Annotated in this window: 19 protein-coding genes and 1 rRNA gene; 8 read left to right on the forward strand and 12 right to left on the reverse strand. The window is 57.9% G+C overall.

Annotated elements, in window-relative coordinates; genetic code table 11:
* Positions 1-316 (reverse strand): 16S ribosomal RNA (locus MXF20_RS07190); the annotation flags it as partial.
* Between the two features lie 405 nt (positions 317-721).
* Complete coding sequence (gene gmhB, locus MXF20_RS07195; protein ID WP_325968510.1) at positions 722-1,282, reverse strand: D-glycero-beta-D-manno-heptose 1,7-bisphosphate 7-phosphatase; 561 nt, start codon at positions 1,280-1,282, stop codon at positions 722-724.
* A gap of 188 nt (positions 1,283-1,470) precedes the next feature.
* Here gmhB and metN point away from each other — a divergent pair, with 188 nt between their 5' ends.
* The 6 genes from metN to proS all read left to right on the forward strand — a co-directional run bounded on the left by metN (position 1,471) and on the right by proS (position 7,043).
* Positions 1,471-2,502: a methionine ABC transporter ATP-binding protein MetN gene (gene metN / locus MXF20_RS07200; RefSeq protein WP_325968511.1), complete on the forward strand. Its 1,032-nt coding sequence runs from the start codon at positions 1,471-1,473 to the stop codon at positions 2,500-2,502.
* Positions 2,495-3,148, forward strand: a complete 654-nt coding sequence (locus MXF20_RS07205) for a methionine ABC transporter permease MetI (RefSeq protein WP_260641708.1) — start codon at positions 2,495-2,497, stop codon at positions 3,146-3,148. Before metN ends, MXF20_RS07205 begins: the two co-directional genes overlap by 8 nt.
* 37 nt (positions 3,149-3,185) lie before the next feature.
* Positions 3,186-4,001 (forward strand): MetQ/NlpA family lipoprotein, encoded by an 816-nt coding sequence (locus tag MXF20_RS07210; RefSeq protein ID WP_021507465.1) that lies wholly within the window; start codon positions 3,186-3,188, stop codon positions 3,999-4,001.
* A 127-nt stretch (positions 4,002-4,128) separates the two neighbouring features.
* The gene (rcsF, locus tag MXF20_RS07215) at positions 4,129-4,530 is read left to right on the forward strand and encodes an Rcs stress response system protein RcsF (RefSeq protein ID WP_325968513.1); all 402 of its coding nucleotides are present in this window, start codon (positions 4,129-4,131) and stop codon (positions 4,528-4,530) included.
* Positions 4,527-5,234, forward strand: a complete 708-nt coding sequence (gene tsaA, locus MXF20_RS07220; RefSeq protein WP_325968514.1) for a tRNA (N6-threonylcarbamoyladenosine(37)-N6)-methyltransferase TrmO — start codon at positions 4,527-4,529, stop codon at positions 5,232-5,234. The genes rcsF and tsaA overlap by 4 nt, the downstream gene beginning before the upstream one ends.
* Before the next feature lie 90 nt (positions 5,235-5,324).
* Positions 5,325-7,043 carry a proline--tRNA ligase gene (proS, locus tag MXF20_RS07225; RefSeq protein WP_325968516.1) on the forward strand — a complete coding sequence of 573 codons (1,719 nt, stop codon included), beginning with the start codon at positions 5,325-5,327 and terminating at the stop codon, positions 7,041-7,043.
* A 32-nt stretch (positions 7,044-7,075) separates the two neighbouring features.
* Here the strand turns inward: proS and arfB are convergent, their stop codons facing one another.
* Positions 7,076-7,486, reverse strand: coding sequence for an alternative ribosome rescue aminoacyl-tRNA hydrolase ArfB (gene arfB, locus MXF20_RS07230; RefSeq protein ID WP_325968517.1), 411 nt, complete (start codon positions 7,484-7,486; stop codon positions 7,076-7,078).
* Positions 7,487-7,702: 216 nt separating this feature from the next.
* Between arfB and MXF20_RS07235 the strand changes: the two genes are divergently transcribed.
* Together MXF20_RS07235 and rof are read left to right on the forward strand one after the other, a co-directional pair.
* Positions 7,703-7,903, forward strand: a complete 201-nt coding sequence (locus tag MXF20_RS07235; protein WP_013507964.1) for a YaeP family protein — start codon at positions 7,703-7,705, stop codon at positions 7,901-7,903.
* The gene (rof, locus tag MXF20_RS07240; protein WP_325968519.1) at positions 7,890-8,153 is read left to right on the forward strand and encodes a Rho-binding antiterminator; all 264 of its coding nucleotides are present in this window, start codon (positions 7,890-7,892) and stop codon (positions 8,151-8,153) included. The genes MXF20_RS07235 and rof overlap by 14 nt, the downstream gene beginning before the upstream one ends.
* Positions 8,154-8,191: 38 nt before the next feature.
* Here rof and MXF20_RS07245 read toward each other — a convergent pair whose 3' ends face one another.
* The 9 genes from MXF20_RS07245 to lpxA all read right to left on the reverse strand — a co-directional run bounded on the left by MXF20_RS07245 (position 8,192) and on the right by lpxA (position 19,917).
* Positions 8,192-8,500, reverse strand: a complete 309-nt coding sequence (locus tag MXF20_RS07245) for a cytochrome c (RefSeq protein WP_325968520.1) — start codon at positions 8,498-8,500, stop codon at positions 8,192-8,194.
* Positions 8,501-8,514: 14 nt separating this feature from the next.
* A complete protein-coding gene (gene tilS, locus MXF20_RS07250) occupies positions 8,515-9,813 on the reverse strand; it encodes a tRNA lysidine(34) synthetase TilS (protein WP_325968521.1) in 1,299 nt (432 codons plus the stop codon).
* Between the two features lie 53 nt (positions 9,814-9,866).
* A complete protein-coding gene (locus MXF20_RS07255; RefSeq protein WP_325968522.1) occupies positions 9,867-10,256 on the reverse strand; it encodes a VOC family protein in 390 nt (129 codons plus the stop codon).
* A 75-nt stretch (positions 10,257-10,331) separates the two neighbouring features.
* Complete coding sequence (locus MXF20_RS07260; RefSeq protein WP_325968523.1) at positions 10,332-12,482, reverse strand: lysine decarboxylase LdcC; 2,151 nt, start codon at positions 12,480-12,482, stop codon at positions 10,332-10,334.
* A gap of 388 nt (positions 12,483-12,870) precedes the next feature.
* Positions 12,871-13,830, reverse strand: coding sequence for an acetyl-CoA carboxylase carboxyl transferase subunit alpha (gene accA / locus MXF20_RS07265; RefSeq protein WP_021507476.1), 960 nt, complete (start codon positions 13,828-13,830; stop codon positions 12,871-12,873).
* 12 nt (positions 13,831-13,842) lie between these two features.
* On the reverse strand, positions 13,843-17,325 hold the full coding sequence (gene dnaE, locus MXF20_RS07270; RefSeq protein WP_325968524.1) for a DNA polymerase III subunit alpha: 3,483 nt from the start codon (positions 17,323-17,325) through the stop codon (positions 13,843-13,845).
* A gap of 32 nt (positions 17,326-17,357) precedes the next feature.
* On the reverse strand, positions 17,358-17,984 hold the full coding sequence (rnhB, locus tag MXF20_RS07275; protein ID WP_325968525.1) for a ribonuclease HII: 627 nt from the start codon (positions 17,982-17,984) through the stop codon (positions 17,358-17,360).
* Positions 17,977-19,125, reverse strand: a complete 1,149-nt coding sequence (gene lpxB / locus MXF20_RS07280; RefSeq protein ID WP_325968527.1) for a lipid-A-disaccharide synthase — start codon at positions 19,123-19,125, stop codon at positions 17,977-17,979. Before lpxB ends, rnhB begins: the two co-directional genes overlap by 8 nt.
* A 3-nt stretch (positions 19,126-19,128) precedes the next feature.
* Positions 19,129-19,917 carry an acyl-ACP--UDP-N-acetylglucosamine O-acyltransferase gene (gene lpxA / locus MXF20_RS07285; protein ID WP_325968528.1) on the reverse strand — a complete coding sequence of 263 codons (789 nt, stop codon included), beginning with the start codon at positions 19,915-19,917 and terminating at the stop codon, positions 19,129-19,131.
* Positions 19,918-19,920: the final 3 nt, after the last annotated feature.

Raw genomic sequence — 19,920 nt, forward strand, 5'->3', positions numbered from 1 at the left:
GTGTGGCTGGTCATCCTCTCAGACCAGCTAGGGATCGTCGCCTAGGTGAGCCATTACCCCACCTACTAGCTAATCCCATCTGGGCACATCCGATGGTGTGAGGCCCGAAGGTCCCCCACTTTGGTCTTGCGACGTTATGCGGTATTAGCTACCGTTTCCAGTAGTTATCCCCCTCCATCGGGCAGTTTCCCAGACATTACTCACCCGTCCGCCACTCGCCACCCAAAGAGCAAGCTCTTCTGTGCTGCCGTTCGACTTGCATGTGTTAGGCCTGCCGCCAGCGTTCAATCTGAGCCATGATCAAACTCTTCAATTTAAGTTTGATTTGCTGCAACGAGTGCAGCGATGCTCTGTGAATTAAACTTCGTAATGAATTACGTGTTCACTCAGCAAAGACTTGATATTTTTTACGTCCGGAGACGCTGATATCAATCCTGCGAGTGCCCACACAGATTGTCTGATAAATTGTTAAAGAGCGGTGCGACGCGGCGTTCGGCCTGCTGTCGCGAGGTGGCGTATATTACGCTTTCCTCCTTCAGAGTCAAACACTTTTTTCAGCGTTTTTCTCCGGCGGGGTGAATCACTTCACGCCCTGCTGAGCCGCCTGCGTTGCCGCTTTGCCGTCTCAGTGGTGGCGCATTATAGGGCGAAGTGACGGAAGCGCAAGTGCAAATTTCAACTTTTTTACTGTTCGCTCAAGATTTGTGCAGAAGGCCTGATTTCAGGCCTTTTTCATGCGCGCCGGCAGGTCTGCGAGACTATCAATTACCCAGTCCGCTGCCGCTTCGCCTTCCGCTGTAACAGGCTTACCGCTGCGCACCAGCACTTTCGTTCCCACACCGGCCGCCTGCGCTGCCAGCATATCTTCAATCTTATCGCCCACCATATAAGAAGCGGCCATATCGATGTTCAGGTGTTTTTGCGCCGAGAGCAGCATGCCCGGCTGCGGCTTGCGACAATCGCAAGTCTGGCGATAGGCCTCAACGGTGGCATCGGGCAGATGCGGACAGAAGTAGATGCCGTCGAGATCGACATCGCGATCGGCCAGCGACCAGTCCATCCACTCGGTAAGCTGCATAAACTGATCTTCAGTAAACATGCCGCGTGCAATGCCAGACTGGTTGGTCACCAGCACCAGTGCATAGCCCATCTTCTTTAACGCCTGCAGCGCTTCAATGGTGCCATCGATAAACTGAAAATTATCGATCTCATGAACATAGCCGTGATCGACATTCAGGGTGCCATCACGATCGAGAAAAATAGCCGGGACTGGGTTCGCCACGTAGAAACTCCTGCTGCAAATAGTGCCGCGCAGTATCGCATGATTGCGCGCACCGTGAGAATGGCAGATTGAATGACTTTGATTGATTTAGCCGTCTGGATGCCTTAACATCCATCCAGATTTCGCCCGCCCCGGCAGCGCGAAGACCGATACACCACGGACAACGCAACACGATAACAATTAAACTAATGATTAAACTCGAAAATATCACCAAAGTGTTCCAGCAGGGTTCACGCACTATTCAGGCGTTGTCAAACGTTAGCCTGCACGTGCCTGCCGGACAAATTTATGGCGTTATCGGCTCATCCGGTGCCGGTAAAAGTACGCTGATTCGCTGCGTCAATTTGCTGGAGCGCCCGACATCCGGTCGCGTGCTGGTTGATGGTCAGGATCTCACCGCGTTCTCTTCCGGGCAGTTAACGCTGGCGCGCCGCCAGATTGGCATGATCTTTCAGCACTTTAACCTGATGAACTCCCGCACCGTGTCGGGCAACGTTGCCCTGCCGCTTGAGCTGGGCAACCTGTCGCGCGAGGCGATCAAAAAGCGCGTCAGCGAACTGCTGGAGCTGGTCGGTCTGGCGGACAAGCACGACAGCTGGCCGGCCAACCTGTCCGGTGGACAGAAGCAGCGCGTCGCGATTGCCCGTGCGCTGGCCAGCAATCCCAAGGTGCTGCTGTGTGATGAAGCCACCAGCGCGCTGGATCCGGCCACCACCCGCTCGATTCTGGAGCTGCTGAAAGACATCAACCGTCGTCTCGGCATCACTATTCTGCTGATCACCCACGAGATGGATGTGGTGAAACGCATCTGCGATCAGGTGGCGGTCATCAGTAATGGCGAGTTGATTGAAAAAGACAGCGTTAGCGAAGTGTTCTCGCACCCGAAAACGCCGCTGGCGCAGCAGTTTATTCAGTCGACGTTGCATCTGGATATTCCGGATGACTACCAGCAGCGCATGCAGGCAAGCGCGGGCAGCGACAGCGTGCCGCTGCTGCGGCTGGAGTTCACCGGTAAATCGGTGGATGCGCCGCTGTTGTCAGAAGCCGCGCGCCGCTTCAACGTCAATAACAACATTATCAGTGCCCAGATGGATTACGCCGGTGGCGTGAAGTTCGGCATCATGCTGGCCGAAATGGACGGCAGTGAAACAGATACACAAGCCGCGATTGCCTGGCTGAAAGAAAATCATGTGAAAGTAGAGGTGCTGGGTTATGTCTGAAGCGATGCTGTGGTTACTGACGCGTGGCGTCTGGGAAACGCTGATGATGACCTTCGTTTCGGGTTTCTTTGGCTTTGTACTTGGCCTGCCGGTTGGCGTACTGCTGTACGTCACGCGTCCGGGGCAGATTCTGGCGAACACCACGCTGTATCGTGTGCTGTCGGCCATCGTTAACATTTTCCGTTCGATTCCTTTCATTATCCTGCTGGTGTGGATGATTCCGTTTACCCGCGCCATCGTCGGCACCTCCATTGGTCTGCAGGCGGCCATCGTTCCGCTGACCGTGGGCGCGGCACCGTTTATCGCCCGTATGGTGGAGAACGCGCTGCTTGAGCTGCCGACCGGACTGATTGAAGCTTCGCGCGCCATGGGCGCCACGCCGCTGCAGATCGTGCGTAAAGTGCTGCTGCCGGAAGCGCTGCCGGGGCTGGTGAATGCCGCTACAATTACTCTGATTACGCTGGTGGGCTACTCGGCCATGGGCGGAGCTGTGGGCGCGGGCGGTCTGGGCCAGATTGGCTATCAGTATGGTTACATCGGCTACAACGCCACCGTGATGAATACCGTGCTGATTTTGCTGGTGGTGCTGGTGTATTTAATTCAGTTCTGTGGCGACCGCATCGTGCGTGCTGTGTCACATAAATAAGCAAACAACATCAATAGTCCTCTATTAAGGAAAGGATATGTCTTTCACATTTAAAAAGATTGCCGCTGTGGGTGCTCTGATTGGCGCGATTGCGCTGGCAGGATGCGATCAGAAAGAGAAAGATCCCAACCACATTAAAGTGGGTGTGATTGTCGGGGCTGAGCAGCAGGTTGCGGAAACCGCCGTGAAAGTCGCCAAAGAGAAATACGGTCTCGATGTTGAGCTGGTGACCTTTAACGATTACGTGCTGCCGAATGAAGCACTGAGCAAAGGCGATATCGACGTTAACGCCTTCCAGCACAAGCCGTACCTCGATCAGCAGATCAAGGATCGCGGTTACAAACTGGTTCCGGTTGGCAACACCTTCGTTTATCCGATTGCCGGCTACTCGAAAAAAATCAAATCGCTGGATGAGCTGCAGAACGGTGCGCAGATCGCTATCCCGAACGATCCAACCAACCTCGGTCGTTCCCTGCTGCTGCTGCAGAAAGTGGGCCTGATCAAACTGAAAGATGGCGTGGGCCTGCTGCCAACCTCACTGGATATCACGGAGAATCCAAAGAACCTGAAGATTGTTGAGCTGGAAGCGCCACAGCTGCCACGTTCACTCGACGATCAGCAGATTGCGCTGGCGGTAATCAACACCACTTACGCCAGCCAGATTGGCCTGACCCCGGCGAAAGACGGCATCTTTGTAGAAGATAAAGACTCGCCGTACGTGAACCTGATCGTTAGCCGCGAAGACAATAAAGACGCGGAAAACGTGAAGAAGTTTGTTGAGGCTTACCAGTCTGACGAAGTGTCTGAAGCCGCCAATAAAATCTTCAATGGCGGCGCGGTGAAAGGCTGGTAATTATCCCTTTCATGCGGTGCAGGGCGGCTTCGGCCGCCCTTTCTATTTCAGCATGTGGCTGCTGACTTGTTATTTACGGTCGTCCTTGTTTCAATAACGCCACTTTTTATTACTTGAGGATGTTGCCATGCGTTTTTTACCGCTCTGCTTGTTGGCATTGATGCTGACCGGGTGCGTACGTGAATATCACCCAATAAGCAGTGCTCCGTCTCGCCCGCAGCAGTCAACCAGCGAACCTCAGCGCAAACCCGCTGCCCGCCCGGCCCCGGTGAAGATCTACACCGATGCGACCGATCTGGTGAGCAATCCGTTCCGCGATCTGGGTGAAGTGTCTGGTGATGACTGCCAGAGCAGCAGCCAGGACTCGCCGCCAAACCTCAATACCGCGCGCAAACGTCTGCAGATCAAAGCGGCTGGTATGAAAGCCAACGCCGTGCTGCTGCATAAATGTGAAATTGTCTCCAGCACGCCAGGCTGCTACCGCCAGGCCGTATGTCAGGGCTCGGCGCTGAAAGTTTCGAATCAATGAGTGAGTTTGCCTTTGCGCAGATCGGGGTGATCCGGTCGCCGTGGAAAGAAAAGTTTGCCGTACCGCGCCAGCCCGGTCTGGTGCAGGACGGCGGCGGCGAACTGCATCTGCTGGCGCCGTATAATCAGCCGGAAGCAGTGCGCGGATTAGAGGCGTTCAGCCACCTGTGGCTGCTGTTCGTTTTTCACCAGACCATGGCCGGCGGCTGGCGTCCTACCGTCCGCCCGCCGCGCCTCGGCGGTAATGCGCGCATTGGCGTGTTCGCCACCCGCTCGACCTTTCGCCCCAATCCCATCGGCATGTCGCTGGTTGAGCTCAAAGGCATCCGCTGCGAGAAGCAGCATGTGATTCTGCAACTGGGCAGTCTCGATTTGGTGGACGGCACGCCGGTGGTGGATATCAAGCCTTACCTGCCCTTCGCCGAAGCGCTGCCCGAGGCGCGCGCCGGTTTCGCTCAGAGCGCACCCGACGCCAGCATGCCGGTGCGTTTCTCCGCACAGGCGCAGCAGCAGTTGCAGCAACAGCTGCCTCACTATCCGCAGCTGGCGCGCTTTATCACCGAAGTACTGGCGCAGGATCCGCGTCCGGCTTATCGCAAAGGCGAAACGCTCGATCGTGAATATGCCGCCTGGCTACTCGACTTTAACGTGCGCTGGCGCATTGACGCGGCGGGCACCGAGGTGATCGCGCTCGATCCGCGCTAAAACAAGCTTTTGAGTGACTGATCTCGCTGGTACACTAGCCGCCAGCAAATTTTTGTTCGTATCCTTCCGTACAACTGGAATCGTAAATTAATGCGTACTACTCAATATCTGCTCTCCACCCTGAAGGAGACGCCTTCCGATGCTGAAGTGATCAGCCACCAGCTGATGCTGCGCGCCGGCATGATCCGCAAACTGGCTTCCGGTCTTTATACCTGGCTGCCGACCGGTATTCGCGTGCTGCGAAAAGTCGAAAACATCGTGCGCGAAGAGATGAACAACGCCGGTGCGATTGAGATCTCCATGCCGGTGGTTCAGCCAGCCGATTTGTGGGAAGAGAGCGGACGTTGGGAGCAGTACGGCCCGGAGCTGCTGCGCATTAAAGATCGTCACGAGCGTCCGTTCGTGCTGGGACCGACCCATGAAGAAGTGGTCACTGACCTGATTCGCAACGAGCTGAGCTCGTATAAGCAGCTGCCGATCAACCTGTATCAGATCCAGACTAAATTCCGTGATGAAGTGCGCCCGCGTTTTGGCGTGATGCGTTCGCGTGAGTTCATCATGAAGGATGCGTACTCGTTCCACACTTCACAGGAATCGCTGCAGGAAACTTACGATGCGATGTATCGCGCCTACAGCCAGAGCTTCAGCCGCATGGGGCTGGATTTCCGCGCGGTGCAGGCCGATACCGGTTCGATTGGTGGCAGCGGCTCGCACGAATTCCAGGTGCTGGCGCAGAGCGGTGAAGATGATGTGATCTTCTCCAGCGAGTCTGATTACGCGGCCAACATTGAGAAAGCCGAAGCGCTGGCACCGGCCGGTGAACGCCCGGCGGCCACGCAGGCGCTGACGCAGTTCGCTACGCCAGAGGCGAAAACCATCGCCGAGCTGGTCGAACAGCACCAGATTCCGGTGGAAAAAACGGTGAAAACGCTGATCGTGAAAGCCAGCGAAGAGAGCGGCCACTCGCTGGTTGCGCTGCTGCTGCGCGGCGATCACGAACTCAACGAAATCAAAGCCGAGCATCTGGACATTGTGGCTGCCCCGCTGGAAATGGGCAGCGAGGAAGAGATTCGCGCCGCCATCGGTGCCGGTTTCGGCTCCCTTGGTCCGGTTGGCCTGACCATCCCGGTGATTGCTGACCGCACGGTAGCCAAAATGAGCGACTTCGCCGCAGGCGCCAACATTGATGGCCAGCACTATGCCGGCATCAACTGGGGCCGCGATCTGCCGGAAGCGCGCGTGGAAGATATTCGTAACGTGGTAGAAGGCGATCCAAGCCCGGACGGCAAAGGCGTGCTGATGATCAAGCGCGGCATTGAAGTCGGCCACATTTTCCAGCTCGGCACCAAATACTCGGACGCGATGAAAGCGGCGGTACAGGGCGAAGATGGCCGTAACCAGATTATGACCATGGGTTGCTACGGTATCGGTATTACCCGCGTGGTCGCAGCGGCTATCGAGCAGAACCACGACGAGCGCGGAATTATCTGGCCTGCGGCGCTGGCGCCGTTCGAAGTGGCGATTCTGCCGATGAACATGCACAAGTCGTTCCGCGTGAAAGAGCTGGCGGAACAGCTGTATAGCGAACTGCGTGCCAAAGGCATCGATGTCATTCTTGACGATCGTAAAGAACGTCCGGGCGTGATGTTCGCTGATATGGAACTGATCGGCGTGCCGCACACCATCGTGATTGGCGATCGCAACCTGGATAACCAGGAGATCGAGTACAAAGCCCGCGCCGCCAGCGAGAAGCAGATGATCAAGCAGCACGACATCGTCGACTTCCTCAGCCGCGCGCTCAACAAGTAACGCCTCAACGCCTCCTGCCGGAGGCGTTTTTTTTAGCGCAGCTTACCGCGCAGCGCCTTCACGTTGCTGCGTCGTGATTTGCCCTCCAGCCGCCGCTCTTTGGACGCCCGCGTCGGGCGCGTTGCGCGCCGCACTTTCTCCACCGTCGTCAGCTCACGTATCAGGTTAATCAGCCGCTGCAGTGCCGCTTCGCGGTTCATCTCCTGGCTGCGGTACTCCTGCGCTTTGATAATCACCACGCCGTCAGCGCTGATTAAATGGTGGTTCGCCTCCAGCAGCCGCTGTTTATAAAACGGCGGGAGCGACGAAGCATGAATATCAAACCGCAGATGGATGGCGGTCGATGTCTTGTTCACATGCTGACCGCCCGCGCCCTGAGCGCGAATGGCACTGAGCTCAACTTCGTTGTCTGCGATTGAGACGCTGCGTGACAGCACAATCATCTGTAACCTGCCGTTGTGAGCGCTGTTGTATCCGGAAATAACCTGTTCATCAACTTAACCTTTTGTGCGCCGTTACGCTGGCTGAGACCAGCGGCGGCTGTCGCTTTTTGTATTTTCTTTGCCGCCTTCCCTGAGCCCGGTGGCTGATTTCCGGCAAAACCCTGTGATATAGTCGCATATCAACCAGAGTATTGATGCTCTGCTGAGGAGGTGTATGTGCAAAAGTATTGTGAGTTAGTTCGCCAGAAGTATGCCGAGATTGGCAGCGGCGACCTGGGGTATGTGCCAGACGCGATAGGATGCGCGCTGAATGCACTCAATGATATTGCCGCTAATTCTGCGCTAAACTCTTCTGTCAGGGAACAGGCAGCCTATGCCGCTGCAAACTTATTGGTGAGCGACTATGTTGACGAATGAAGCCTACAAACCCATCAACTGTGATGACTACGACAACCTCGAGCTCGCCTGTACCCGCCACTGGACGCTGTCGCTGCAGTTAAAAAACGGCGACCAGTTAAAAGCGCAAGCCGTGGACATGGTCTCACGTAAAAACGTCGAGTATCTTGCCGTCGATCTCTCCGGTGAAACGCGCGAGCTGCGTCTCGACCACATCGCCAGCTTCAGCCACCCGGAGCTGGGCACCGTTATCGTCAGCGAAGACGAATAACCTCTCCCGGGCGGGAAAACACTTCCCGCCCACCTCGCTCAGGGCTGCAGCGAAGCATAGTACGCCGCTAAATCTTCCATATCCTGATCGCTCAACCCGGCAACGAAGGCTTTCATCACTTCTGCCTGACCGCCGCTGCGCTCGCCTTTTTTATAGGCCTGCAGCGAATGCAGCAGGTACGGCGCATGCTGTCCGGCCAGATTAGGATAGAGCGGCACCGCACTCTTTCCTTCTGCGCCATGGCACGCCAGACAGCTGGCCGCTTTCTGCGCGCCGGCACTGGCGTCGCCCTGCGCAAAAGCCGGCAGCGCGCCAGCCAGTAATGCGACGGCAATCCACTGTTTCATCGTTGCTCTCCCTTTTATTGTTGTGACCAGATCGCCTGCCAGCCTTGCGTGTCGCTCGCCGCGCCAGCGCGGGTGACAAACAGCCCCGGCGCAGCAATCAGCGTCTGGTTGTAGTAAATCAACGGAATGCGTTCGCGCTGCCACGGCGGCACACCCAGCTCCTGCCACAGCTTTTTCATTTCGCGACCACCAGCCCGGCCGACAACATGGTGATAGCCGTGCGCCTGAAAGCGCACACTAACCTGCTCATCCGCCGCCGGCGGGCGCAGTTCCGCCAGCGCCGGACTGGCGCGCAGCTCGCCCAGTCCATCAGGCAAAATTAATGGCTGCGTCAGCGGCTGCCAGGTTAGCGAGTGCTGACTCAGCGAGTGCTGTCGCGGCAGCCAGTAGAGCCGTTCCCGGTAGCGCCGCAGTTCATGCGCGCCAAAACGCAGACACGGCTGCGCATCTTCGCGGCTGTGCATCACCTCATCGGTAATGCGCTGCAGCGCGCCGCGCGCGGGCATGGCGCCACCGCGTTCGCCAATCCAGCGACGCAGCAGCGCATGCCGCCGCACTTCGCTACAGGCCAGCAGCGGCGGAAAATGCAGCGCGCCTTGGGCATCGGTCAGCTGCGCTAACTGCTCGCTGAGCAGCTCATCCAGCAGTTGCTCCTGCTCGCCGCACAACGCCGCGCTGCGGGCACTGGCAGCGCTGAAGTGCGGCCAGCGCGCCTGCAACAGCGGCAGCACGTCCTGACGCAGAAAATTGCGATCGTAGCGGCGGTCGGCATTACTCTCATCGTCAATCCAGTCCAGCTGATGGTCGGCGGCGTAAGCTTCCAGCTGCTGGCGGCTGAGGTGCAGCAGCGGACGCAGATGCCAGTGCCCGTTCACCTGACGCTGCTGCGGCATCGCCGCCAGACCGGCCGGACCGCTACCGCGCTTCAGCGCCAGCAGCAGCGTTTCAGCCTGGTCATCAACATGCTGAGCAGTAAGTAAGTACTCACCGGGTTGCAGCTGAGTGAACAGCGCCTGATAGCGCGCCGTGCGTGCCGCCGCTTCGATGCCGCCGTCGCGAGCGTCCACCTGCACGCGCAGCACCTCGCAGGGAATGTGCCACTGCTGGCACTGCTGCTGGCAGTGCGCCGCCCAGCAATCGGCGTTGGGGCTTAAACCATGGTGTACGTGTAACGCACGCACGCGCAACTGCGGCTGCTGGCGCTGCCAGCAGACTAATTGATGCAGCAGGACGCTGGAATCGAGCCCGCCGCTGAATGCCAGCACGCAGCGGGCATCGGCGGGCAGCAGCGAGGCCAGATGAGAAAAGGACATGCGCGCGTTCCGTCAGGGTGAACCGCCGGATTGCGGCTCACTGGCGCGCTATTTTACGCCTGATACAGCTCCAGCGGCAAACCGTCCGGATCGGGGAAGAACGTGCAGGCCTTACCGGTGAGTGCATCGATGCGAATCGGCTCGCACACTACGCCCTTCTCTGCCAGCGCGGCAATCGACTGTGCAACGTCATCCACGCAAAACGCCAGATGGCGCAGCCCGCACGCTTCCGGGCCGCTGACGCGCGGCGGCGGCGCAGGGAATGAGAACAGCTCAATGGTATAGACGCCGTTGAGGCCGAGATCGCCTTTCCACGAATCGCGTTCCGCGCGATAGTATTCACCCAGCAGTTCAAAGCCCAGCACGTCGCAGTAAAACGCCTTACTGCGCTGATAGTCGGAAGCAATAATGGCGATGTGGTGGATCTGTTTTATCTGCAGCATAGCGGCTCCAAATGTATTCTGAGCCGCTTAGCCTACGTGCCCGGCGCGACGCTGAAAAGAGGCAATTATCCGAAGTTAGCGCGTATTCTCTTCGCGCAGCACACGCACCAGATAGCGGCCATCGTCGGTGAGTGTGGCGCCGTGAATGTCGGTTTCAAACCCCGGATAGTGCCGTCCAATGGTGCAGAGCATCAGCAGGAAATCCAGCACCGCACGGCTCTGTTCGGTAATCATCTCGCCCGGCATCACCAGCGGCACGCCTGGCGGATAAGGCAGGATCATATTGGCTGAAATCCGCCCGACCAGCGCGCGAATATCCACGGTTTCCACCTGTCCCTGCACCTGCCGCTGAAATGCCTGGTGCGGCGTCATCTTCATCTCCGGCAGCACATCAAATGCGCGCAGCATCAGACGCGGCAGGTCATGCTGCAGGATCAGTTGATGAATGCCCTGCGCCAGCGTCTGGATGCGCATGTTGCGGTAGAAATCCGGGTCTTCAGCATACAGATCCGGCAGCATGTTTTTGACCCGCAGGTTGAGATCGTAAGCGCGTTTGAACTCCGTCAGTCCGCGCAGCACGCTCATCGCTTTGGTTTTATCAATGCCAATGCTGAACAGGAACAGCAGGTTGTACGGTCCGGTTTTCTCCACCACAATGCCACGCTGGTCGAGGAATTTCGCCACCAGCGCCGCCGGAATGCCCTCTTCCGCCATCTGGCCCAGTTCGCTCATGCCCGGTGTGAGAATGGTGACTTTGATCGGATCAAGGTACATATGATCGCGATCGGCATGCGTAAAGCCGTGCCACGCCTCGTCGCCCGGCTGAATCGGCCAGCACTCGGCTTCATCCACCCGCTCCGGCTGCCAGATATCAAAGAACCAGCCGTCTGACTCTTCGCGCAGCCGCTGGATCTCGCGGCGAAAATGCAGCGCGCGCTCCACCGAGCGATTGATCAGCCGCCGGCCCGGGTTACCGCGCAGCATCGCCGCTGCAGTCTCAATCGAGGAGACGATGGCGTAGCTCGGCGAAGTGGTGGTGTGCATCATGTAGGCTTCGTTGAAGGTGTCGTGATCGTAATCGCCCTTGATGTGAATCAGCGACGCCTGTGAGAACGCCGCCAGCAGTTTGTGGGTCGACTGGGTTTCATAAATCACTTTACCGGGAATACGATCGCCGCTCATGCCGCTTTTGCCGCTGTAGATGGGGTGGAAATTGGTGTACGGCACCCAGGCGGAATCGAAGTGAATGGACGGCACGTCCAGCGTCTGTTTGATGTATTGCGTGTTGTACAGCAGGCCGTCGTAGGTTGAGTTGGTGATCACCGCATGCACCGGCCAGCTGGCGCGCGGTGTGTCATCAACTTTCTGCTGAATGCTGTCGCGGGTGAATTCCCGCTGAGGGATGCCGCCAAGGATACCCAGCGCGTTGCGCGTCGGTTTGAGCCAGATGGGGATGATGTCGCTCATCATCAGCAGATGCGTCAGCGATTTGTGGCAGTTGCGGTCAATCAGCACCGTGCTGCCAGCGGGTGCGGCGTACATTCCGACGATTTTATTCGAGGTTGAGGTACCGTTGGTCACCATATAGCTCTGTTCGGCGCCAAAGGTACGCGCCACATACTCTTCCGCTTCGAGGTGCGGACCGGTGTGATCGAGCAGCGAACCCAGTTCGGTGACCGAGATCGAGACATCCGCTTTGAGCGTATTGGCACCGAAGAAATCATAAAACAGACTGCCGACCGGGCTTTTCTGAAACGCCGTGCCGCCCATATGGCCCGGCGTGCAGAAAGTGTATTTGCCCTCTTTAACGTAGGTGAACAGCGCTTTGGTCAGCGGCGGCATGATTTTGTCGATGTACTCATCGGTGTACTGACGGATGTGCAGCGCGATGTCGTCAGCGGCGCTGAGCGCATATTCGAAGAAGTGCAGCGCCATGCGCATTTCATTAATGCTGACATCCATCTGCGAATGGGTGTTGATGAAGGCATACAGCGGCAGCGATTCGTTGAGCTGATGGATGTCGCTGCACAGCGCCAGGCTGTAATCGTCCCAGTCAAAAATCACGCCGCAGATGCGTGGATTGTGTTCAATCAGTTTCAGCAGGTCGCTGGCATTGTTGGGATAAACGGTCTGGAAACCCTGCAGCTTCAGCGCCGCGTCCAGTTCGCGAATCGGTTCATCTTTGTAGAACGCGCCGTGCGGTCCCATGATCGCAATAATATTCAATGCTCACCTCCTGTGGTGTTGTGGCACGGAATAAGGATAGCGAAAAGTGGCGGGTGAATGTTCCGGAATAGCGCCGTTGTTGGCCTGATGTTTGTCAGCGAGGCATATCAGGTCGCCATGAATGGCGCCCCTACAGGATCACTGCCCGGTTTTTCCCAGGGTGCGCATTAATGCGCACCGGTATAAATGCCGCACCTGCGGGGTAACTGCACGGTTTTATCAGGTCGCCATGAATAGCGCCCCTACAGGATCACTGCCGGTATTTTCCAGGGTGCGCATTAATGCGCACCGGTAAAAATGGCAACCCAGCGGCGAACGCAAGCCGGATCGTGGAAAACAGGCATAAAAAAAGCGGACCCGAGTCCGCTTTTCTGAAGGTTTCCAGCGCTTACGCGTAGCCGTAGCTCATCAGGCGCTGATAGCGGCGGTTCAGCAGCTCTTCAGTGCTCAGCACATCGAGATCGGCCAGATCGGCCAGCAGCTGCTGCTTGAGCGCTGCCGCCATGTCCACCGGATGACGGTGCGCGCCGCCCAGCGGTTCCGGAATGATCGAATCGATCAGCTTCAGCTCTTTCAGACGACCGGCGGTGATGCCCATCGCTTCTGCGGCCAGTGGCGCTTTATCGGCGCTTTTCCACAGAATCGACGCACAGCCTTCCGGCGAAATCACTGAATAGGTGCTGTACTGCAGCATATTCACTTTATCGCCAACGCCAATCGCCAGCGCGCCGCCGGAGCCGCCTTCGCCGATCACGGTACAGATCACCGGGATCTTCAGGCCTGACATCTCGCGCAGGTTGCGGGCAATCGCTTCAGACTGACCGCGCTCTTCCGCGCCGACGCCCGGGTAGGCACCTGGCGTGTCGATGAAGGTGATCAGCGGCATCTTAAAGCGCTCAGCCATCTCCATCAGACGCAGCGCTTTACGGTAGCCCTCGGGTGCTGGCATACCGAAGTTACGACGGATTTTCTCTTTGGTTTCGCGTCCTTTCTGATGGCCAATCACCATCACCGGACGCCCATCCAGACGTGCGATGCCGCCGACAATTGCTTTATCATCGGCATAGGCGCGGTCGCCAGCCAGCTCGTCGAAATCATCAAACGCATTGCGGACATAGTCCAGCGTGTAAGGGCGCAGCGGATGGCGCGCCAGCTGCGCAACCTGCCATGCACCCAAATCGGAGAAGATTTTACGGGTCAGCTCAACGCTTTTCTCGCGCAGACGCTGCACTTCTTCATCCAGATTAATATCGTGTTTCTCATCCGAACGACCAATCGATTTCAGCGAGTCGATTTTCGCTTCCAGTTCAGCGATTGGCTGTTCAAAATCCAGGTAATTAAGACTCATAATGTTCCTGTTTTAGTCAAACTCCAGTTCCACCTGCTCCGACCCTACTAACGACCGCAAATCGTTGAGTAAACGATCGCTGGGCGAAATACGCCACGCTGCACCAAAGCGCAGCTTCGCCCGCGCATCTGCTCTCTGATAATAGAGATGCACCGGAATGGTCCCGGAGCGATGAGGCTCCAGAGACTGGCGGAGACGGTTTAAAAGCTGGTCATCAATTTGCCTGTCCGTCAGCGAGATAGCAAGTCCGCGCGCGTATTTTTCCCGCGCTTCGTCGATGTCCATGACTTCCCTGGCGGTCATTTTAAGGCCGCCGCTAAAGTCATCAAAGCTGACCTGTCCACTGACGATCAGGATACGGTCCTTCTCCAGCAGCTGCTGGTATTTATCTAACGCATCGGTAAATAACATCACTTCCAGTCGACCAGAGCGGTCGTCGAGAGTACAGATACCAATTCGGTTGCCGCGCTTGGTGACCATCACGCGGGCGGCAATCACCAGCCCCGCCGCAACGGTTACTTTACCACGTTCTGTTGGATGCATGTCCTTCAGGCGCATGCCGCCAACGTAGCGCTCAATTTCTTTCAGATACTGATTGATCGGATGCCCGGTCAGGTAGAGGCCGAGCGTCTCGCGCTCGCCATCCAGCTGCACCTGCTCCGGCCACGGCGTAATAGCCGCGTAGGATTGCTCGACCTGCTCCGGCTCTTCCGCCAGCACGCCGAACATATCCGCCTGGCCCGTCGCTTCAGCTTTGGCATGCTGATCCGCCGCTTTCAGGGCATCGCCCAGCGCGCTCATCAGCGCCGCACGGTGCGGACCAAGGCGATCGAACGCGCCGGACATGATCAGCTTTTCCATCACGCGCCGGTTGATCTTTTTGGTGTCGGTGCGCGCACAGAGATCGAACAGCTCTTTAAAATAGCCGCCCTGATTACGCGCTTCGAGGATCGCTTCGATCGGCCCCTCACCCACGCCTTTGATGGCGCCGATGCCGTACACGATCTCCCCGTCGTCGTTGACGTGGAACGGATAGAGCCCGGAGTTGATGTCCGGCGGCAGCACTTTCAGGCCCATCCGCCAGCACTCGTCCACCAGCCCAACCACCTTCTCGGTGTTATCCATATCGGCGGTCATCACCGCCGCCATGAACTCGGCCGGATAGTGCGCTTTCAGCCACAGCGTCTGATAGGAGACCAGCGCATAAGCAGCGGAGTGCGATTTGTTGAAGCCGTAACCTGCGAACTTCTCCACCAGATCGAAGATTTTCATCGACAGTTCGCCGTTGATGCCCATCTTCTCGGCACCGTCCTGGAACACCGAACGCTGCTTGGCCATCTCCTCCGGCTTCTTTTTACCCATGGCACGACGCAGCATATCCGCGCCGCCCAGCGTATAGCCGGACAGCACCTGGGCAATCTGCATCACCTGTTCCTGATAGAGGATGATGCCGTAGGTCGGCTCCAGCACCGGCTTCAGGCTCTCATGCTGCCACTGAATATCCGGGTAAGAGATCTCTTCACGGCCGTGCTTACGGTCAATGAAGTTATCGACCATGCCCGACTGTAGCGGTCCCGGACGGAACAGCGCCACCAGTGCGATCATGTCTTCGAAGCAGTCCGGCTTCAGGCGCTTGATCAGATCTTTCATGCCGCGCGATTCAAGCTGGAATACCGCGGTGGTTTCCGAGCGCTGCAGCATGTCGAAGCTTTTTTTGTCATCCAGCGGGATGGCAGCAATATCGATCGGCGGCAGACCCTGCTTTTCGCGCCGCGGGTTGATCATCTTCAGCGCCCAGTCGATGATGGTCAGCGTGCGCAGGCCGAGGAAGTCAAACTTCACCAGCCCGGCATATTCCACATCGTTTTTATCGAACTGGGTGACCGGGAACTGGCCGTTCTCGTCGCAGTACAGCGGTGCAAAGTCGGTGATTTTGGTCGGCGCAATAACCACGCCACCGGCGTGCTTGCCGGCATTACGCGTGACCCCTTCGAGCTTGCGCGCCATGTCGATCAGCGCTTTGACCTCTTCGTCGGCTTCGTAGATCTCGGGCAGTTGCGGTTCTGCCTGGAACGCTTTTTCCAGCGTCATGCCGGGATCCGGCGGGATCAGTTTCGAGATGCGATCGACAAAGCCATACGGATGGCCCAGCACGCGACCGACGTCGCGGATGACCGCTTTCGCCGCCATGGTCCCGAAGGTGATGATCTGCGATACCGCATCGCGGCCGTACATCTCGGCCACGTGATCGATCACCTGGTCACGTTTTTCCATGCAGAAGTCGACGTCGAAGTCGGGCATCGACACACGTTCCGGGTTGAGGAAACGTTCGAACAGCAGGTCAAACTCCAGCGGATCGAGATCGGTAATTTTCAGCGCGTAGGCCACCAGTGAACCGGCACCGGAACCACGGCCTGGCCCTACCGGAATACCGTTATCCTTCGACCACTGGATAAACTCCATCACGATGAGGAAGTAGCCGGGGAAGCCCATCTGGTTGATGACGTTGAGTTCGATGTCGAGACGTTCGTCATACTCCGGCCGGCGCTGAGCGCGATCCTGCTCATCCGGGAACAGAAACGCCAGGCGCTCCTCCAACCCTTCGCGCGACTTCATTACCAGAAAATCTTCGGTCGACATGTCGCCGGTCGGGAACTGCGGCAGGAAGTATTCGCCGAGGCGCACCGTGACGTTACAACGCTTAGCAATCTCTACGCTGTTTTCCAGCGCTTCCGGGATGTCCGAGAACAGCTCGCACATCTCCTCTTCGCTGCGCATATATTGCTGAGGACTGTAGTTGCGCGGACGTTTGGGATCGTCCAGCGTGTAGCCGTCGTGAATCGCTACGCGGATTTCGTGCGCATCGAAATCTTCTTTATTCAGGAAGCAGACTTCATTGGTGGCCACCACCGGCACCGATTCAGCAATCGCCAGTTCCACCGCGGCGTGCAGATACGCCTCTTCATCTGGCCGGCCGGTGCGCGTCAGTTCAAGGTAATAGCGGTTGGGAAAATGCTGCTGGTAGAAACTCAGGCACTGCGCCACCAGCGCGTTATTGCCGCGCAGCAGGCTGCGACCAACGTCGCCGCGCCGTCCGCCCGACAGCAGAATCACCCCTTCGCCCAGCTCCAGCAGCCAGTCGCGATCGATAATCGGCCCGGCGATACCGTAACCGCGCTGGTAAGCGCGCGAAATCAGCAGCGTCAGATTCTGGTAACCGGTGTTGTTAGCGGCCAGCACGGTAAGCTGCGTCAGCTCGTCGCCCATCAAATCGCTGGCCACCTGGAAATCGGCCCCGACGATCGGTTTGATACCAGCACTGTGCGCGCTGCCATAAAAGCGCACCAGCCCGCACAGGTTGGTGTAGTCAGTGATGGCGATAGCTGGCATGCCAAGCGCGGCCGCCTTTTTCACCAGCGGTCCGGTCTTGGCCAGACCATCGACCATGGAGTAATCGCTGTGTACGCGCAGATGTATAAAACGGGGTTCAGCCATAATCAGTTTCCGGTTAAAACAGCGTCAGGCTCTTAAAGCGTAGTCGGCTGGCGCGCGGCCAGCACATCGGCATCAATCAGGGCGTTACGCACCGGCGCAAAGCTGCGGCGATGGTGAGGTGTGGCACCAAACTGCGTCAGTTTTTCCATGTGCAGCGCAGTCGGATAGCCTTTGTGCTGGGCGAACCCGTACTGCGGAAACAGCAGGTCCAGCTCGGCCATTTCGCGGTCGCGTGTGACTTTGGCGATGATCGAGGCGGCGCTGATTTCACGCACCAGGCTATCGCCCTTGACCACCGCCAGCGACGGCATCGGCAGCGCCGGACAGCGATTGCCATCAATCAGGACAAAATCCGGAGTGATAGGCAGACCGGCAACGGCGCGCTGCATCGCCAGCATGGTGGCGTGCAGGATGTTCAGCTGGTCAATCTCGTCCGGCTCAGCGCGGCCGAGGCTCCACGCCAGCGCCTTCTCTTTGATTTCGTCAAACAGCGCGAGGCGGCGTTTCTCCGACAGCTTTTTGGAATCCGCCAGGCCGGCAATGGGCTGCGCCGGATCGAGGATGACCGCAGCCGTCACCACGGCACCGACCAGCGGGCCACGTCCGACTTCATCAACGCCGGCAATCAGCCGCGCGTCAGGATAGATAAATTCAGCCATGAGCAATCTCCAGTACCGCATCCGCCGCCTGTTCGTCGGCGTTCCAGCGAATCTGCTGATGCAATTGGGTGAAAGTGGCCAGCAGCGCGTCACGCTCGGGTCCGGCATGCAGCAGAGGTTCCAGCGCCGCGGCTAACGCCTCAGGCTGGCACTCCTCCTGCAGCAGCTCGTGCACCAGTTCACGGCCGGCCAGCAGGTTCGGCAGTGAAACGTACGGCGTTTTCACCAGCCGTTTCGCCAGCCAGAAAGTGAACGGCTTCATGCGATAGCCCACTACCATCGGACATTTCGCCAGCATGCACTCCAGCGCCGCCGTACCGGAGGCTAAGATTGCCGCGTCACTGGCGATCATCGCCTGGCGCCCTTTGCCATCCAGCAGGTGCATCGGCAATTCAGGGGCGACGCTGGCTTTGATCTGCTCGAACTGTGCGCGCCGCTTCGCGTTGACCAGTGGCACCACAATCTCCAGCGCCGGATAGCGCTGGCGCAGCAGCTGTGCAGCGCGCAGAAAATCGGCGCTGAGCATCTCCACTTCCGCACCGCGGCTGCCCGGCAGCAGGCCGAGACACAGCGCATCATCGGCGATGCCTAATTCACGCCGCGCCGCCAGTTTGTCCGGCTGCAGCGGCATCGCATCGGCCATGGTGTGCCCGATAAAGCGACACGGCACGTTGTAGCGATCGTAAAACGCTTTTTCAAAGGGCAGAAACGCCAGCACCAGATCGGTGTTGCGGCCAATTTTGAATACGCGCTTTTGTCGCCAGGCCCATACGGAAGGACTGACGTAATGAATAGTGCGAATGCCGGCGCGCTTGAGGTTGCCCTCCAGCGTAATGTTGAAATCCGGGGCATCAATGCCGACGAACACATCCGGCCGCAGTTCGGTAAAGCGCTGGGTTAAATCCTTGCGGATGTGCAGCAGACGACGCAGGCGGCCAAGCACCTCGACGATGCCCATCACCGCCAGCTCTTCCATCTCATACCAGGCTTCGCAGCCTTCGGCCTGCATCAGCGGGCCGGCGACGCCAACGAAGCGTGCGTCAGGATGGCGCGCTTTCAGCGCACGAATCAATCCGGCACCAAGAATATCGCCGGAGGTTTCTCCGGCGACCAGGGCAATCGTTAAGGGACGCACTGACATGAATTAACGAATCAATCCACGGGTAGAACGGGCAAAGAAGTCATAGAAAGGCTGCACTTCGCTATGAAGTTTGGCCAGTTCTTCGATCTCTGGCTTCACTTCATCCAGCGTTTTGCCACTGCGGTACAGCAGCTTATACGCGTTACGAATGGCGTGCAGTGACTCTTTGCTGAAGCCACGGCGCTTCAGGCCTTCAATGTTGACGCCGAACGGTGTGGCATGGTTGCCCTGCGCGATCACGTACGGCGGCACGTCCTGCGCGACGCCGGAACAACCGCCGACCATCACGTGGGCACCAATGGTGCACCACTGATGCACCGCCGTCACGCCGCCGATGATAGCAAAATCATCCACTGTGACGTGGCCGCCCAGCGTCACGTTATTGGCCAGAATGCAGCGGTTGCCGATCACGCAGTCATGCGCAATGTGCGCATTGACCATCAGCAGGTTGTCGCTGCCGACTTTGGTCAGCCCGCCGCCCTGCGTGGTACCACGATGAATGGTGACGCTCTCGCGGATGCGGTTGCGATCGCCCACTTCAACACGGGTCGGTTCACCGGCATATTTCAGATCCTGGTTCACTTCGCCAATCGAAACGAACTGGTAGATCTGGTTATCTTTGCCGATACGCGTATGGCCATTCACCACCACGTGTGATTTCAGCACCGTGCCTTCGCCAATTTCCACGTTCGCTCCGACAACACAAAACGGACCGATGTGAACGTTGGCGCCGATCACCGCACCTTCTTCAATGATGGACGTTGGATGGATGCTGGCGGTTGAATCAATCACTAA

The organism is Pantoea dispersa (assembly GCF_035783935.1).
Taxonomy (GTDB): domain Bacteria; phylum Pseudomonadota; class Gammaproteobacteria; order Enterobacterales; family Enterobacteriaceae; genus Pantoea; species Pantoea dispersa_C.

What these genes read in the sequence shown, in the direction of transcription:
- metN (WP_325968511.1), top strand. Translation starts at nt 1,471, where the DNA reads ATGATTAAACTCGAAAATATCACCAAAGTGTTCCAGCAGGGTTCACGC.
- MXF20_RS07205 (WP_260641708.1), top strand. Translation starts at nt 2,495, where the DNA reads ATGTCTGAAGCGATGCTGTGGTTACTGACGCGTGGCGTCTGGGAAACG.
- MXF20_RS07210 (WP_021507465.1), top strand. Translation starts at nt 3,186, where the DNA reads ATGTCTTTCACATTTAAAAAGATTGCCGCTGTGGGTGCTCTGATTGGC.
- rcsF (WP_325968513.1), top strand. Translation starts at nt 4,129, where the DNA reads ATGCGTTTTTTACCGCTCTGCTTGTTGGCATTGATGCTGACCGGGTGC.
- tsaA (WP_325968514.1), top strand. Translation starts at nt 4,527, where the DNA reads ATGAGTGAGTTTGCCTTTGCGCAGATCGGGGTGATCCGGTCGCCGTGG.
- proS (WP_325968516.1), top strand. Translation starts at nt 5,325, where the DNA reads ATGCGTACTACTCAATATCTGCTCTCCACCCTGAAGGAGACGCCTTCC.
- arfB (WP_325968517.1), bottom strand. Translation starts at nt 7,486, where the DNA reads ATGATTGTGCTGTCACGCAGCGTCTCAATCGCAGACAACGAAGTTGAG.
- rof (WP_325968519.1), top strand. Translation starts at nt 7,890, where the DNA reads ATGTTGACGAATGAAGCCTACAAACCCATCAACTGTGATGACTACGAC.
- MXF20_RS07245 (WP_325968520.1), bottom strand. Translation starts at nt 8,500, where the DNA reads ATGAAACAGTGGATTGCCGTCGCATTACTGGCTGGCGCGCTGCCGGCT.
- tilS (WP_325968521.1), bottom strand. Translation starts at nt 9,813, where the DNA reads ATGTCCTTTTCTCATCTGGCCTCGCTGCTGCCCGCCGATGCCCGCTGC.
- MXF20_RS07255 (WP_325968522.1), bottom strand. Translation starts at nt 10,256, where the DNA reads ATGCTGCAGATAAAACAGATCCACCACATCGCCATTATTGCTTCCGAC.
- accA (WP_021507476.1), bottom strand. Translation starts at nt 13,830, where the DNA reads ATGAGTCTTAATTACCTGGATTTTGAACAGCCAATCGCTGAACTGGAA.
- dnaE (WP_325968524.1), bottom strand. Translation starts at nt 17,325, where the DNA reads ATGGCTGAACCCCGTTTTATACATCTGCGCGTACACAGCGATTACTCC.
- rnhB (WP_325968525.1), bottom strand. Translation starts at nt 17,984, where the DNA reads ATGGCTGAATTTATCTATCCTGACGCGCGGCTGATTGCCGGCGTTGAT.
- lpxB (WP_325968527.1), bottom strand. Translation starts at nt 19,125, where the DNA reads ATGTCAGTGCGTCCCTTAACGATTGCCCTGGTCGCCGGAGAAACCTCC.